Here is a 13,755-nt window from a genome sequence, read left to right on the forward strand (position 1 = left end):
GCGTTTCCCCCTTAGCCCTGTTTTACACTTACCTTGCCTGCCGCCGGTGGTGTGTTGCGGCTCTTATTCACTTTGATTTCCCCATCAATCAACACCAGCGCCACAGCGGGCAGGTCTCCGGCGGCAATGGCTTCCAGGGCATTGTTGCCGATTGAACCCATCGGCGCATCAATAATAGCCAGATCGGCTTCTTTGCCGGGCGCAATCACGCCGGTATTAAGCCCGTATACCCGGGCCGTATTGCCGGTAGCCATGGCAATCGCCGCCGCGGCCGGAACAGCGGACATACTGGCAAGCTGCACAATCGTGCGCAGGATGCCCAGCGGAATAACCCCGGTGCCGGAAGGGGCGTCATTGCCACAAATAATTCGGTGCAGTTGTCCCAGTTCATTCAGCTTCCGTACCGTCCGGTCGGCTATCTTAGGGTTGCCGCACTGGACAATCTCCAGCGCCAGATCGCTGTCGGTAATCAGTTTATCCACTTCGGCCGGAGAGATGGCCGTCGGTCCGCCATTGATATGGGAAACAACATCAGGCTGCACGGCCAGGACATCTGCCGCCGTCACGGTGGAGCTGCCGGGAATGGAGGTGCCGCCGGTATGCATCATTACCTTCATCCCCTGTGCCTTGGCCCACCTTACCATCGGAGCCGCCTCAGCCGGTTTTTTGATTGATCCCAGCCCGACTTCGCCCACAAGCCATACGCCGTTGGCGGCAAGTTCAGCAAAATCAGCCTCGGTCAGCCCCTGTTCCAGAATGACCGCACCGCCATGAACCTTAACGCCGCCGGGCCGGAGCTTCTGAAAGGAGCGCTGGGCCAGCACCGCCAGGGCCTTCACCCCGGCCGGATCGGTCGGCCGGCCGGGGGTGTGGCACTCGCCGGCCGAGATCATGGTCGTTACACCACCGTGTAAGGAGCTATCTATAAAATCAGCCATTTTCTGCCGGGGGGTATAATCGCCAATGACAGGGTGAACATGGGAATCAATCAACCCCGGCACCACTGTCATTCCGCCGGCATCAATGAGTTTATAGGCAACAGAACGTAAGGCAAGATCATCAATCAGCTTCTTATCACCCACAGCCTCAATCTTGCCGGCATGAATAATAATGGTATCAGCAGGTAAAACCGGCTCGGCAATATTGCCAGAGGCTATCATTCCAATATTCGTTATTGCTGTATAGGTCATGTCAGCCACCTCCTGAAATTTTAAAGAACAGGCAGAGAAACTTGATTTCTCTGCCGATTCTTTTTTATTACACTAATTCAACGCTTTCTGTTTGGTTTCGTCGCCCAGAACGATCATGTCCAAAGCGGCGATAATCAGAACTGCCGTAAACATCATAAACACCAGGGGAATTTTGTCAGGACCGGTAATCATGGCCGCAACGACCAACGGGGCGGCAATCCCGCCAATCCGGCCGAAACCGGCTGCCCAGCCCACCCCGGTGCTGCGGGCCTCTGTGGGATACAGTTCAGGCGTATAGGTATACAGAATCCCCCAGGCGCCAAGGTTGAAAAACGACATCAGGCAACCCCACAGATAAATGTCAAAAGTCGAGGCGGCATTGCCGAACATGTACGCCGACAAGGCGCAGCCGAGCAGGAAGGTGGCCATAGTAGCCTTGCGGCCGAGCTTGTCTACCAGGGCGGCAGCGGTAAAATAGCCCGGAATTTGCGCCACTGTCATCCATAATACAAACTCAAAAGACTGAACCATATTATGGCCGGCTTTAACCAGTAACGTCGGCAGCCAGAGGAAAATCCCGTAATAGGAGAATACGATGCAGAACCACAAAATCCATAAGCAGGCGGTCCGCTTCAAATATTTAGGACTGAACAGCTGCAGCACACTAAACGCCGGGGCTGCGGCCGCGGTTTGCATCTCTGCCAGGGACGGTTTCGGGCCCGGGGCTACGCCCAGTTCTTTTTCAATATTGGTCACCAGCGCATGGGCCTCATCAACCTGGCCTTTCTTCATCAGGAACAGGGCCGATTCCGGCACCGTCCGCCACAGGTAAAAGACATACAGCGCCGGCAGGGCGCCAATATAAAAAGCAATCTCCCAGCCATATTTAGGGATAACCAAATACGAAATGATCGAGGCCGCCAGCCAGCCGAAAGCCCAGGCACTTTCCAGCAGTACAATCATCCGCCCCCGCGATTTAGTCGGGGAATACTCGCTCATCAAAGTAATGGCCACAGGCAGTTGTCCGCCTAAACCAAAGCCAACCAGGAAGCGAAAAAAGAGCAGTGATTCGTAATTCCAGGACAAGCCGCAGGCACCTGTGCCCAGACTATAGATAACCAAGGTTGCGGCAAACACCTTTTTCCGGCCGATATAGTCGGCGATCGTGCCGCCAAGCATGGCGCCGATAGCCATGCCGATCAACCCCACACTGCCAACAAAGCCAACCTGGGCTGAGGTTAGTTTCCAGGTCGCAATCAATTTTGGTAAAACGAATGAGATAATCCCGGTATCCATGGCATCAAAAGCCCAGCCCAGACACATAATCAGCAATAACCGCCAATGGAACTTGCCAAGGGGTAAGTTTCCTAAACGCTCAGTAATCGTAGACACGTAAACAGCTCCTTCATTTTGGATTAGAAACTCGCACTGTCTGCCTCACTAACTTTTTTGCATCGCCTCCATCCAGCTGCACCGTTGCCGCTGTCATGCTACCACCATTGCGGGCAACCGCAGGGTTGCCGCCGTGGATCTATCTATACACCGGTTACAGCCCAGACATCGTTGGCTATGGCTGCGGCCTGCGGGGAATAGCCGTTGTTGCTTAACCCCGTAAACCGATGGTGGACAATGATTATTTTTATTGCAAACTTCGGCCCTGGGTTTCCCGGCCCAAAACAGCCACTGTCAGTCCGGCCAGGATAAAGGCCCCGGCTACGATGGCAATGGCCCCGGTAACACTCATAAAATTAAGGGCATAACCGATAACCAGCGGCGCCAGCATGGAACCCAGGCGCGACCAGGTTGCGGCCATACTTGTTCCGGTTACCCTGACACTGGTGGGATACAGCTCCGGTGTGTAGGTATAGGTTATTCCCCATACCCCGGATACAAAGAAAGAAGTTACGACACCCAGCATCACAACCTGGCTAATCGCCAAGGCACCATAACCCAAGGCCCAACCAAATAAGACTGTAGCTGCCCCTGCCAATAATAGATTGGCAGTCAGAAGCCATTTCCGGCCATACTTATCCATGCCGTAAGCGCATAAGATTTGATTAGGGATATAGGCCAACTGCATAATAACCACATATAGGAAGGACTTGACCATACTATGGCCAGCCTTTACCAATAATGAAGGCAGCCAGGCAAAAAGCCCGTAATAACCGAACATGCCCAAAAACCAGAGCAGCCACAGCATAAGGGTCGTCCGCCAGTACTGCGGCGCAAACAAGGTGCTCATGGCCCCCCTGCCAGCAACAAAAACAGCTGCCATGCCCGCTTCTGTAACAGGCGGTATGACTTTTGTTTTTGCCACCTCTGACTCAATTTGTTCAACAATCGCCAAAGCTTCCCGGCCTTGTCCCTGCAGGGCCAGCCACCGGGGAGATTCCGGCAGTTTTCTCCGGACTACCCAAATATACAGAGCCGGTAAAGCCCCGGCAACAAAAGCCCAGCGCCAGCCATCCTGAATCCCCGGAATAATAAAGTAGGCAAGTGCCGCCGCCGCCAGCCAGCCTATGGCCCAGAACGTATTCAGCAAACCCTGGACCTTCCCTCTGTCCTTCGCCGGGATAAATTCTCCCATCAGCGCAGTAACTACAGGGGTCTCCCCCCCCAACCCCACCCCCACTAAAAAGCGAAAGCAAATTAAGGATGTAAAGTCCCAGGCAAAAGCACAGGCCAGGGAGGCAGCGGAAAACAAAAACATTGTCCATTGAAAAACTGCCTTGCGGCCAAAACGGTCGGCAAGCGGTCCTGACAGAAAAGCTCCGGCCATCATGCCTAATAAACCTGAACTAAGTAATATCCCAACCTGCGCTGAGCTTAGTTGCCAGGCCTGAATCAACGCGGTGGCGATAAAGGTTACCAGACCTACATCAAAAGCGTCAAAGGCCCAGGCGCAACCATTAATAATCAGCAGCTTATAATGAAACCGGGAAAGCGGCAGGCGGTCAAGCCTTGCGGTCACAACCACCGGGGTGCCGTAGTTACTCATAAGCAATCACCTCTGATTAATATTTCAAAATCACCGATCGGTTACCATGATCTGACCTTTTCATGCATCGCCTCCATCCAGCTGCACCGTTGCTGCTGTCATGCTACCACCATTGCGGGCAACCGCAGGGTTGCCGCCGTGGATCTATCTATACACCGGTTACAGCCCAGACATCGTTGGCTATGGCTGCGGCCTGCGGGGAATAGCCGTTGTTGCTTAACCCCGTAAACCGATGGTGGACAATGATTATTTTAATTGCAGTTGCCCTGGCCTCCTGCTGGGGGCAGCCGGAAGATGATCCGGCATGCTTGCCGATAAAATAAGGGCTCACACCGGAGCGTCAGCGCGGGCCTGCAGCCTCGCTAACACTTTCTCCGGCGTAATCGGCAGCTCGGTAAACCGTACCCCGATTGCGTTGTATATGGCATTGGCTATCGCTGCCGCCGTGGGAATCAGGGTTGGTTCACCCACTCCTTTGGCGCCAAACGGGCCGGTTTGCTCCGGCTCTTCCACAATAAAGGGGTGCATTTCCGGTACATCCAGGGAGGTCGGCATAAGATAGGTTGCCAGGTTCTTAGTCAGGATCCTACCTTCATTGACCAGTATTTCCTCTGTTAATGCATAGCCCAGGCCCATCGTGCAGCCGCCTTCAATCTGACCTTCAATATTAACCGGATTAATTGCCTGGCCTACATCATGAGCAGCCACAATCCTGAGGACCTCGACCTCGCCTGATTCAGTATCCACCTCGACTTCAGCAATCTGGGTGGCAAACGCATACGTGGCATAGGGTTTCCCCTGTCCGGTTTCCGGATCAAGGCCGGTTGTGTCCGGATTAAACCAGCCATGGCCAAGAGTAAGCCTGCCTTTCATCCGGCATTGGGCAATACAATCGGCCAATGGCACCGACTGGCCCTTGCCTTTGGGCGGCAATCCCAAATCCAGCCGGCATTCGCTTAAACAGTCTGTCAGGAATTGGGACTGACCGGAAGCAGGCCTGACAAAAAGCTCTTTATGACCAACTACGATATCACCGGGAGCAACCCCCAGCATGGACGCAGCCATATCAATCAGGACTTTTTTGGCTTCCTGCGCCGCCAGGCGCACCGCATTGCCGGAAATATAGGTTTGGCGGCTGGCCGATGACGCCCCGCCGTCGGGAGTAATCCCCGTATCGGCCGATACCACGCGCACATCCTCCATGTTAATGCCGAACTCCTCCGCCACAATCTGCGCCATAACAGTATCGGACCCCTGACCGATATCGGCGCAGCCGGTCAGAACCAGCGCCGTGCCGTCATCCAGAAGATTTACATAAGCTCCGGCCGGATTGGGCAGGCCCGTGTTGCCGATACCATACCACATCGATGCCATGCCGGTGCCGCGCCTCTTATGGCCTTTGCCCCCGGTGCCGGGACTGGTGATTATCGTTTCCGCCGCGGCTGCCGTTTTTTCCAATGTCGGTACAATACCGACACTCTGCTCCAGCTCAGCTCCCGTCGCCGTCACCGCCCCTGGCCGCAACGCATTCTGCATTCTGATCGCCAGCGGCGTTATGCCGATTCTTTCCGCCAGCATGTCCATTTGCGCCTCATGGGCAAAAGCAATCTGCGGCACGCCAAACCCGCGCATGGCGCCGGCTGTCGGGTTGTTGGTATAGACCGTATAGGCTTCAATCGCCACATGGGGAACCTCATACGGCCCGGTCGCGTGCACCGCAGTGCGGGTAAGCGTCCCCGGCCCGTACGAAGCATAGGCGCCGGTGTCACCGATAATTGAGCATTCCAGGGCCAGCAGCTTGCCGGTGGCATCGGCGCCTGTCCTCATTGTAATCAGGCAAGGGTGCCGTTTGGCTGAATTTATAATCGACTCGGTCCGTGAATACACAAGCCTTACAGGCCGCCGCGTTTTCATTGTCAGCAGCCCCAGATGAACCTGGACTGAAATATCCAGTTTCCCGCCAAAGCCGCCGCCGGTCGCAGCCTGAATCACCCGTACCTTGTCCAGGCCCACTTTCAGATTCCGGGCAACCTCTTTGGCGTCAAAATGAGTATTTTGCGTGGATACCCAGATTGTTATTACGTCACCGTCAATTTTCGCTACCCCGGCTTCCGGCTCAATATAGCCGTGCTCAACCATTTGCGTCCTGTATTCCTGCTCAACCACCACCGAACACCTGGCAAAGGCGGCGTCAATATCACCCTTCCGGATTTTACGGACGGCCAGCACATTGCCAGCGGCATAAAGTTGGGGAGCGCTGTCCGCCATAGCGGCCACAGGATCAAACACCGGCGGCAGCACTTCAATATCCGCCTGTATCGCCGCCAGGGCCTGTTCGGCCTGCTCCTCCGTCTCCGCGGCGACTAAGGCCAGCGGATCGCCGATTTTGCGGATCTTCTCATTAATTTTAACCAATACGGGCTCATCTTTCACAATCATGCCGGTGCTGTTAGCTCCCGGTATGTCGTTTCCTGTCAGAATGGCAACAATACCCGGCAGCTTCAGGGCCGCCGACACGTCAAGTGAACGTAATATCCCATGCGGTATGGTACTGCGGAATACTTTGGCATGCAGCATGCCGGCAAAATGAATGTCAGCGGCAAATTGAGCTTTTCCCAGCACCTTGTTCACCGCATCCACCTTCTTGACCGACTGTCCGACAATCCGATATTGGCTCAACCTACTCACTTCCTCATCTTTCGTGACTTTTGGCAACTTTTTCAATCGCGCTGATTATTTTGGCATAACCGGTACAGCGGCACAAATTGCCGGAAATATGCTGGGCAATTTGCTGCCGGGTAGGTTGTGGATTCTCATCCAGCAGGGATTTGGCGCTCAACAGCATACCGGGAGTACAAAAGCCGCACTGTACGGCTCCTTCGGCGATAAACGCCGCCTGCAGGGGATGCAGTTTATCATAGGTGCCCAGCCCCTCCACGGTCAGCACCTCATGCCCTTCAACCTGCCGGGCGAGGATTAAGCACGAATTGACTGTTTTCCCGTCCACCAGCACCGTACAGGCCCCGCAGTCCCCTTCACCACAGCCGATTTTCGTGCCAGTCAGCCCTAGCCGGTCGCGCAGCATATCTACAAGCAGCAGATTTGGCTCCACCGCGATTTCAGTCTTTGCCCCGTTTAATATAAAGGCTATGTTTTTTTTATCCACATTGGCACCTCATTTGCACCTGCTCCAGCGCCGCCGTTAAGCCCCGGTACACAACAACCCGCGCCAGCCGGGTGCGATAACTGGCTTTACTGCGCACATCATCAATCGGCTTTAGCAATTGGGCCGCGATTGCACCGGCCTGAGCAAATGCCTCAACCCCGGCCGGCTTGCCAATCAGCCACTTCTCCAGTTCATATAAGCGAATTGGCGTAGGCGCTACCGATCCAAAGGCAATGCGGGTGTCGCAAATTATACCATCCGCTATTTTCAGCCAGACCGCGCAATTGATAATGGCAATAGCCAGGGCCTTGCGTTTGCCAAACTTAAAAAAGGCCGCTCCCTCATCAGCCTGAATCTGCCTGATTTTAATCCGGCTGATAAACTGGCCGGGCTGTAAGCAGGTCCGGCCCGGTCCTGTAAACAAATCGGCTAATGGCAGTTCCAGAAGATCATGCTGGCTATGGATTCTCACCCTGGCGTCAAGCGCCAGCAAAGCGGGTGCAGTATCGGCAGCCGGCGAGGCATTACAGATATTGCCGCCAACGGTGCCTCGGTTCCTGATCTGCGGTGAGCCGACCTGCCCGGCGGCTTCGGCCAGAATTGCCGCTTTGCCATTAACAAGGGGCGACCGGGCCAGAGTTGTATGGCTGACAAGCGCACCAATTGATAAATAGCCGTCTTCGTCGTCAATTGCCTGCAAATCATCAATCCCGTTTATATCAACCACGGCGGCCGGCATTGGCTGCAGCAGCTTTTCTTTCATTTTGACCAGCAAGTCGGTCCCACCGGCCAGCAGGGCATAGTTGTGCAGCCCGCGCAGCGTGTCAGTCAGGGCCTGAATGCTCTTGGGATTATAATAAGCAAACTCCATTTTTGGTCCACCCCCTCGTTTCCTAGTAACTTACTTAATTTATTTTGCAAGTATCATGCCAAATGGTCAAAAACCTATATTTGGGGGTAAAACATGGCTAAAAACCGCACATTCTGCCTAGTTTCAGCAATGTTTCATCTGATTGGCAGAACTTTATAAATAAAAAGCATTCCACTTATGAAATGCTTTTTGAGAGAATTACCAGGAATGACGATAGTATCCTACTTTATTGCATTTTATTTTTGCAATGCAGCTTCCAAAATCGTAATCGTCCGGCCCCCTCACTGTATGCTCACATTGGTCACAATCCCCAGATCAACCATCTTGCGCCACAAGGTTGTTGTACTGACCCCCAGCAGTTTGGCCGCTTCTCTTTTCGTCCCGCCGGTATATTTTAAAGCATTGATAATTGACTCCCGTTCCACGGCCGCCACCGCGGCCGCCAGCGTGCCAACCTGCCGTGTATCATTGTCCTGTCGTGCGGGGCTATGGATATAATGCGGCAAATGGTTCATCTCTATTGTGCTTTCATTAACACTGACAATATTCATAATATATTCAATGCAGTTTTTCAATTCACGAATGTTGCCAGGCCACTGATAACGGCCTAAATGATAAATGGCCTGATCGGAAATTCCCGTAACAAATTTCCCCAGCAGATTATTAAACTCACTGATGAACAGCTTGACCAGGGCCGGAATATCCTCTGACCGCTCCCGTAAAGACGGCACTTTCAGTTCGACAACATTTAAACGGTAATATAAGTCATTGCGGAAGGTGCCGTTGCTGATCATCTCTACCAGGTCCCGGTTGGTTGAGGCAATGACCCTCACATCAACCCGGAGCGGCTGGCCGCCGCCAATGCGGGTAACCTCCCGTTCCTGCAGTACCCGCAGCAGCTTGCTTTGCAGATTAAAATCCATTTCACTGATTTCGTCCAGAAAGATGGTACCGCCATTGGCCTGTTCAAACGCACCCGGGCTCCCCTTTTTTTTCGCGCCGGTAAAAGCCCCCTCTTCATAGCCGAAAAAACAACTCTCAATCAGTGATTCAGGCAAAGCGCCGCAATTAATGGCGATAAAAGGCTTGCTGCGCCGTTCACTGGCATTATGAATGGACTGGGCAAATAACTCTTTGCCCGTACCGGTCTCACCGGAGATAATGATGGACGAAATGCCCTTGGCCACAAAAGCGGCCCTGCTTTTCATTTTCTCAATAATCTCGCTGGAGCCGATAATATCGGAAAAATTATAACGGGCATACTGAAACTTTTTCACTTCCTCGATGAGCTTTTGCTGCCTGCGCACCCCCTGTTCGTTATTAAAGCCGAACCCAAACTTGCGCGTGATCGGGATGCGCACCGCCACGGCGCCCATGCCGGATATCGATTCGCCAATGACCGGTCGCTGGCTTTGGATAGCCTGCTGGGCGGCAACACTGATCTTACCGATATAATTCCTGTTAATCTGACCGTCGACGCCAACACTGGCTACCCGCCGCCCTTCCTCATTGAACAGCACGGCCTCACCGCCGGCAACCCGGGCGATGAACGGCAAAGCCTGTTTCAGCGACTCCGCTAATTGCTGCTCACATTTCAGCCGTTCAAAGTTGCTGGCGGCAAGCACATAGTCACCTACAGGCAGACTCCAGGCCTCGGCGCCCTCCGTCAGCTGCGACGGGCCGATACTCACCTTGCCGGTACTGCCGGCTTCCCGGGCCAGGTCAAATATCTTGCCTTTTAACGTTTCGACCTCCTGTCCCTGGGAGTCGACCGTCCTGATCCGTATTCCTTGTTTATCTGTAACAGTGGCGTAGCCGCCGGTAATACGCGCAATAGGTAACAGGGCCTGTAACAGGCATTCAAGTAATGCAGACATAACAACACTCCAACTTTAGTTATTTTAGAATTTTTTTGACCGGCAGGCACAAGTCGCACCGGCAAACCAAAAAAAAAGACTTTCTCACAATTTGCGAGAAAGTCTGCTATGACTAAGCGATTAATGTTTAGTTATTATGCGTTTCTTTTATTTTAATGTACAATTATATTTCCTGTCAAGTGATCTTATTCACTTGACATAATTTCAAAAAAAAGGAAACAAACTTACCCCCTGGCGGTCAATACGGCTTTCATCGCCGCACAGGCTTCAGTGATCGTAGCCTCATCGCGCACATAGCACAAGCGGACATAGCCTTCCCCGTTTTCCCCGAAGCAGGAACCGGGCACAACCGCTACCCCGGCTTTCTCCAGGACAAGTTTGGCAAATTCTTTACTGGTAAGGCCGGTGCCGGTAATATTGGGAAATACATAAATGGCGCCTTTTGGTGTGCGGCAAGTGACACCGGGAATTTCATTTATTTTTTCCACCATCAGATCACGCAATTTTTTATAGCGGCCAATCCGCTCCGCCATGAGTTCGGCCGGTGTATTCAGGGCGCTAATGCCGGCATACTGAATAAACGGCGGCACGCAGGTATAGACGGTTTCAAACATCTGCCCCATCTTGGCAATCAGGTCGGCAGGACCAATAGCATAGCCCAGCCGCCAGCCGGACATGGAATGGCCTTTGGAAAAACCGCTGAGAATAATCGTTCTCTCCCGGCACCGATCAACAACAGCCGGTGAATAATGGCAGCAATCATAGAGATTTTCCGCATAAATTTCATCACTGAGGAGATAAATATCCTTTTCTCTGGCAATTTCGGCCACCCGCAGCATTTCCGCTTCCGTCATTACCCCGCCGGTAGGATTCTGGGGAGAGGTAATGATAATCAGGCGGGTTTTATCGGTAATCCTCGATAACAGCTCCTCCGGGTTAAGCCGGAATTCATTCTCTTCCCGCACCGGTACCTTGACTGCTTTTATCCCCAGATAACTGGCGACCGCAATATATACGGCAAAGCCCGGATCAGAAAAAATGACTTCTTCCCCCGGATCGATAACGCAACGCATGACAAAATCAATGACACTGTTGGCCGGCATAATTGCCACCTGGGACACCTCAGGCCTAAAGCCCAGTTTCCGCTCGGTATTATCGCAAACAGCCTCCCGCAGAGGCAGAATGCCAAGGGAATCAACATATTTTATGTGGCCTGCGTCCAGGGCCTCTTTGGTAGCATTAATCACATGCGGATACGGGTCTATATTGGCGTCGCCCACCTCAAACCGGTACACCTTTTTCCCGGCAGCCTCGAGCGCACAGACATTTGTCAATATATCCAGCATCGGCTGGCCTAACAGCCCCCGGGTAAGTTTGGAAAAACCTTTCATGAATAAACACTCCCTCATAACTAATAAGACATCTATCCTGGCAAAAAAAATAACAGCCGGCAAAATGGCAAGAAACGATGACTGGCCGCAAACAGGCAAATCATCGTTCTTGTATTCGTGATATATCATTATTTGTCCTGCATAGTCATACTAAAAAATTACATTAATTAATATTTGCCGCTTTTCCCCCGGCCTGTTGTAAACCTTGGCTGCTCCTGCTGCCGGTCCCCTGCCCGGGAGTCTATGCAGCCCCTCCGGCAAGGTGTTTATTCCACCGGCTCGTACCGGATTTCCCAGGTGAGGGTGCCTTTGCGGCGGCTATCCTTGAAAATTTTCCTTTCATGCATGCTGTAGCCAATAACGATAATTTCCACGGCCCGCTTATCAGGTGAAAAGCTTGTATTTTGGGCGCCGGGACGAATCGTTTCCGTCTCGCCGTTTTCCCATACAATCCTAATCTCCGATTTGTCCGCATTTTCGCCGGTTGCCTGAAAGCTAACAACAGAGACATCCCGGGCCGCCCGCCCGGCAATCGCCTGCCGCAATTCAATCCTCCCCTCGAACGGGACTTCAATCCCGTGAATAATCCGCAAGGAGGGCAGCGGCGTTATCGTAACCCGGTCAGACGGAACCGGCGTGTCCGTTATCTCTTTTTCAGGCCCGGTAAAGCTGTTGCCGGCCCCTGTATACACCATATAGCCGGCGGCAACCGCCACCAGCATGAATACAGCGCCAATCAGGAAACTTTTCCACGACGTTATCATAAACTCCCCTGCCTTTACTGCTAACAGACTCATGGGTGACTCATGGGGACGGTTCTCCTGAGTCTGCTACAACAATGATCTTATTATCTTATTTGTTCTACACAGCCCCGGGCCTCCCCTACTTGCTCACACAGTTCCGGCCCTTTTTTTTCGCCCGGTAGAGAGCGGTATCGGCCGCTTTTATCACTTGCTGTGTTTGTGTATTCTTCTCGCTGCGTTCGGCGACCCCAATACTGACTGTTACAAACAGCTTTTTGCCTGATGATTTTTTTTTGGTTTTGGCCTTGTTCTCTTTCTTACCCTGATAGGTATAGGGAGTTTTCTCCACGGCCAGGCGCAACTCCTCCAGGAAAGGCACGGCATCGGCCGCTTTCGTGTGCGGAAATACGATGGTAAACTCTTCGCCGCCATAGCGGAAAGCCTTGCCGCCGGTCACCTTCTTTAATACGGAAGCGACCAGACGCAAGACATCATCGCCGGTATCATGGCCGTAAGTATCATTAAACTTCTTAAAAAAATCTATGTCCACCATAGCAATAGTATACTCGCCCCGCAATTTCATCAGTTCCTCCTTGAGGGCCCGCCTGGCAGGCAAGCCGGTCAGTTCATCAAGGTAAGCCATGGAGTACGAATCCTGAATCACCGCGATGATGAGCATCATGACTGCGGCCCCAAAAAAGACGGGAATGGCCAGCGGCTGGGGGTAGAGGCGCAAGGCAAGCAGTGTTGCTGCCAATACAGGCAAAATGGCGGTATCGATATGGGTACGGCTCTTTAGCTGCCTGCCAACACTGATTATGCAAGCCACGCCGTAGGCCAGTCCTGCCGCCGGCGGCAGGGCTGTGGCGGCAGCGGCGGCTTCAGCCGCCGCCAGGCTATTAAAGAAACCGAAAAATATCTGATCATGGGAGACGGCTGCCAGCGAAATATAGAATAACTGAAAGCCAATAATGCTAAAGCGCCCACAGCCCCAGGTATTGAAAATACCGCGTTCTTTTAGCAGGGAAAAAATAACTATATTAACAGGCAGCAGCAAGCAGACAACCGGATAAATTACGGCCGGAAAATCAGGCAGCCCCGCGGCAGCCGCCGCCAAATCGCTGAGAGCGTATTGGGTCAGGGCAATTACTGTCGTAATAAAAAAGACCCGGCTGCGGTTAAACCACCAGCTTAACAATAAAGCAACGGCATAAATCGCATAGGCGCTATTGCTGATCATATTGAATAATTCATACTCTGTTGCTAATGCGGCATAAACGACACCGGCAGCAATCAACAGCCCGAAAGGTATGGTCATAATAATTGATAGTAGTTTTTTTGCCATTAATTTTGCGAAATCCCCTTCTATATACATTGATTAAAAACAAAAATCTTATACGTTATTATAGCAAATTACGACATCTATTGTCATTACTTACATCTCCCCGGCCCCTGGGGCAGGTCTTGGCCCTCACCCGTGTCCGGCAAAAAAAAAACAAAGCTGCGCGGCCTTTGTCGG

Annotated in this window: 11 protein-coding genes; all 11 read right to left on the reverse strand. The window is 52.6% G+C overall.

What is annotated here, in order from left to right:
- Nucleotides 1-11: 11 nt before the first annotated feature.
- Nucleotides 12-1,190, reverse strand: coding sequence for an amidohydrolase family protein (locus tag ACZ481_RS23185; RefSeq protein WP_464767705.1), 1,179 nt, complete (start codon nucleotides 1,188-1,190; stop codon nucleotides 12-14).
- Nucleotides 1,191-1,262: 72 nt separating this feature from the next.
- Nucleotides 1,263-2,582, reverse strand: a complete 1,320-nt coding sequence (locus ACZ481_RS23190; RefSeq protein WP_464767706.1) for an MFS transporter — start codon at nucleotides 2,580-2,582, stop codon at nucleotides 1,263-1,265.
- A gap of 247 nt (nucleotides 2,583-2,829) precedes the next feature.
- A complete protein-coding gene (locus ACZ481_RS23195) occupies nucleotides 2,830-4,188 on the reverse strand; it encodes an MFS transporter (RefSeq protein ID WP_464767707.1) in 1,359 nt (452 codons plus the stop codon).
- Between the two features lie 148 nt (nucleotides 4,189-4,336).
- Nucleotides 4,337-4,519, reverse strand: a complete 183-nt coding sequence (locus ACZ481_RS23200) for a hypothetical protein (protein WP_464767708.1) — start codon at nucleotides 4,517-4,519, stop codon at nucleotides 4,337-4,339.
- Entirely contained in the window at nucleotides 4,516-6,867 is a 2,352-nt protein-coding gene (locus ACZ481_RS23205; protein WP_464767709.1) for a xanthine dehydrogenase family protein molybdopterin-binding subunit, read from the reverse strand. The genes ACZ481_RS23200 and ACZ481_RS23205 overlap by 4 nt, the downstream gene beginning before the upstream one ends.
- Before the next feature lie 13 nt (nucleotides 6,868-6,880).
- Nucleotides 6,881-7,354: a (2Fe-2S)-binding protein gene (locus ACZ481_RS23210; protein ID WP_464767710.1), complete on the reverse strand. Its 474-nt coding sequence runs from the start codon at nucleotides 7,352-7,354 to the stop codon at nucleotides 6,881-6,883.
- A complete protein-coding gene (locus ACZ481_RS23215) occupies nucleotides 7,347-8,225 on the reverse strand; it encodes an FAD binding domain-containing protein (protein ID WP_464767711.1) in 879 nt (292 codons plus the stop codon). The genes ACZ481_RS23210 and ACZ481_RS23215 overlap by 8 nt, the downstream gene beginning before the upstream one ends.
- 281 nt (nucleotides 8,226-8,506) lie before the next feature.
- Complete coding sequence (locus tag ACZ481_RS23220; protein WP_464767712.1) at nucleotides 8,507-10,102, reverse strand: sigma-54 interaction domain-containing protein; 1,596 nt, start codon at nucleotides 10,100-10,102, stop codon at nucleotides 8,507-8,509.
- A 224-nt stretch (nucleotides 10,103-10,326) separates the two neighbouring features.
- Nucleotides 10,327-11,622 carry a pyridoxal phosphate-dependent aminotransferase gene (locus ACZ481_RS23225; protein ID WP_464767713.1) on the reverse strand — a complete coding sequence of 432 codons (1,296 nt, stop codon included), beginning with the start codon at nucleotides 11,620-11,622 and terminating at the stop codon, nucleotides 10,327-10,329.
- Nucleotides 11,623-11,759: 137 nt separating this feature from the next.
- Nucleotides 11,760-12,257: a hypothetical protein gene (locus tag ACZ481_RS23230; protein WP_464767714.1), complete on the reverse strand. Its 498-nt coding sequence runs from the start codon at nucleotides 12,255-12,257 to the stop codon at nucleotides 11,760-11,762.
- A gap of 118 nt (nucleotides 12,258-12,375) precedes the next feature.
- Nucleotides 12,376-13,581, reverse strand: coding sequence for a GGDEF domain-containing protein (locus ACZ481_RS23235; protein WP_464767715.1), 1,206 nt, complete (start codon nucleotides 13,579-13,581; stop codon nucleotides 12,376-12,378).
- Nucleotides 13,582-13,755: the final 174 nt, after the last annotated feature.

The organism is Sporomusa intestinalis, from assembly GCF_055383785.1.

Coding starts and splice junctions, on each gene's coding strand:
- ACZ481_RS23220 (WP_464767712.1), bottom strand. CDS start 10,102: ATGTCTGCATTACTTGAATGCCTGTTACAGGCCCTGTTACCTATTGCG.
- ACZ481_RS23235 (WP_464767715.1), bottom strand. CDS start 13,581: ATGGCAAAAAAACTACTATCAATTATTATGACCATACCTTTCGGGCTG.
- ACZ481_RS23185 (WP_464767705.1), bottom strand. CDS start 1,190: ATGACCTATACAGCAATAACGAATATTGGAATGATAGCCTCTGGCAAT.
- ACZ481_RS23230 (WP_464767714.1), bottom strand. CDS start 12,257: ATGATAACGTCGTGGAAAAGTTTCCTGATTGGCGCTGTATTCATGCTG.
- ACZ481_RS23215 (WP_464767711.1), bottom strand. CDS start 8,225: ATGGAGTTTGCTTATTATAATCCCAAGAGCATTCAGGCCCTGACTGAC.
- ACZ481_RS23225 (WP_464767713.1), bottom strand. CDS start 11,622: ATGATATATCACGAATACAAGAACGATGATTTGCCTGTTTGCGGCCAG.
- ACZ481_RS23195 (WP_464767707.1), bottom strand. CDS start 4,188: ATGAGTAACTACGGCACCCCGGTGGTTGTGACCGCAAGGCTTGACCGC.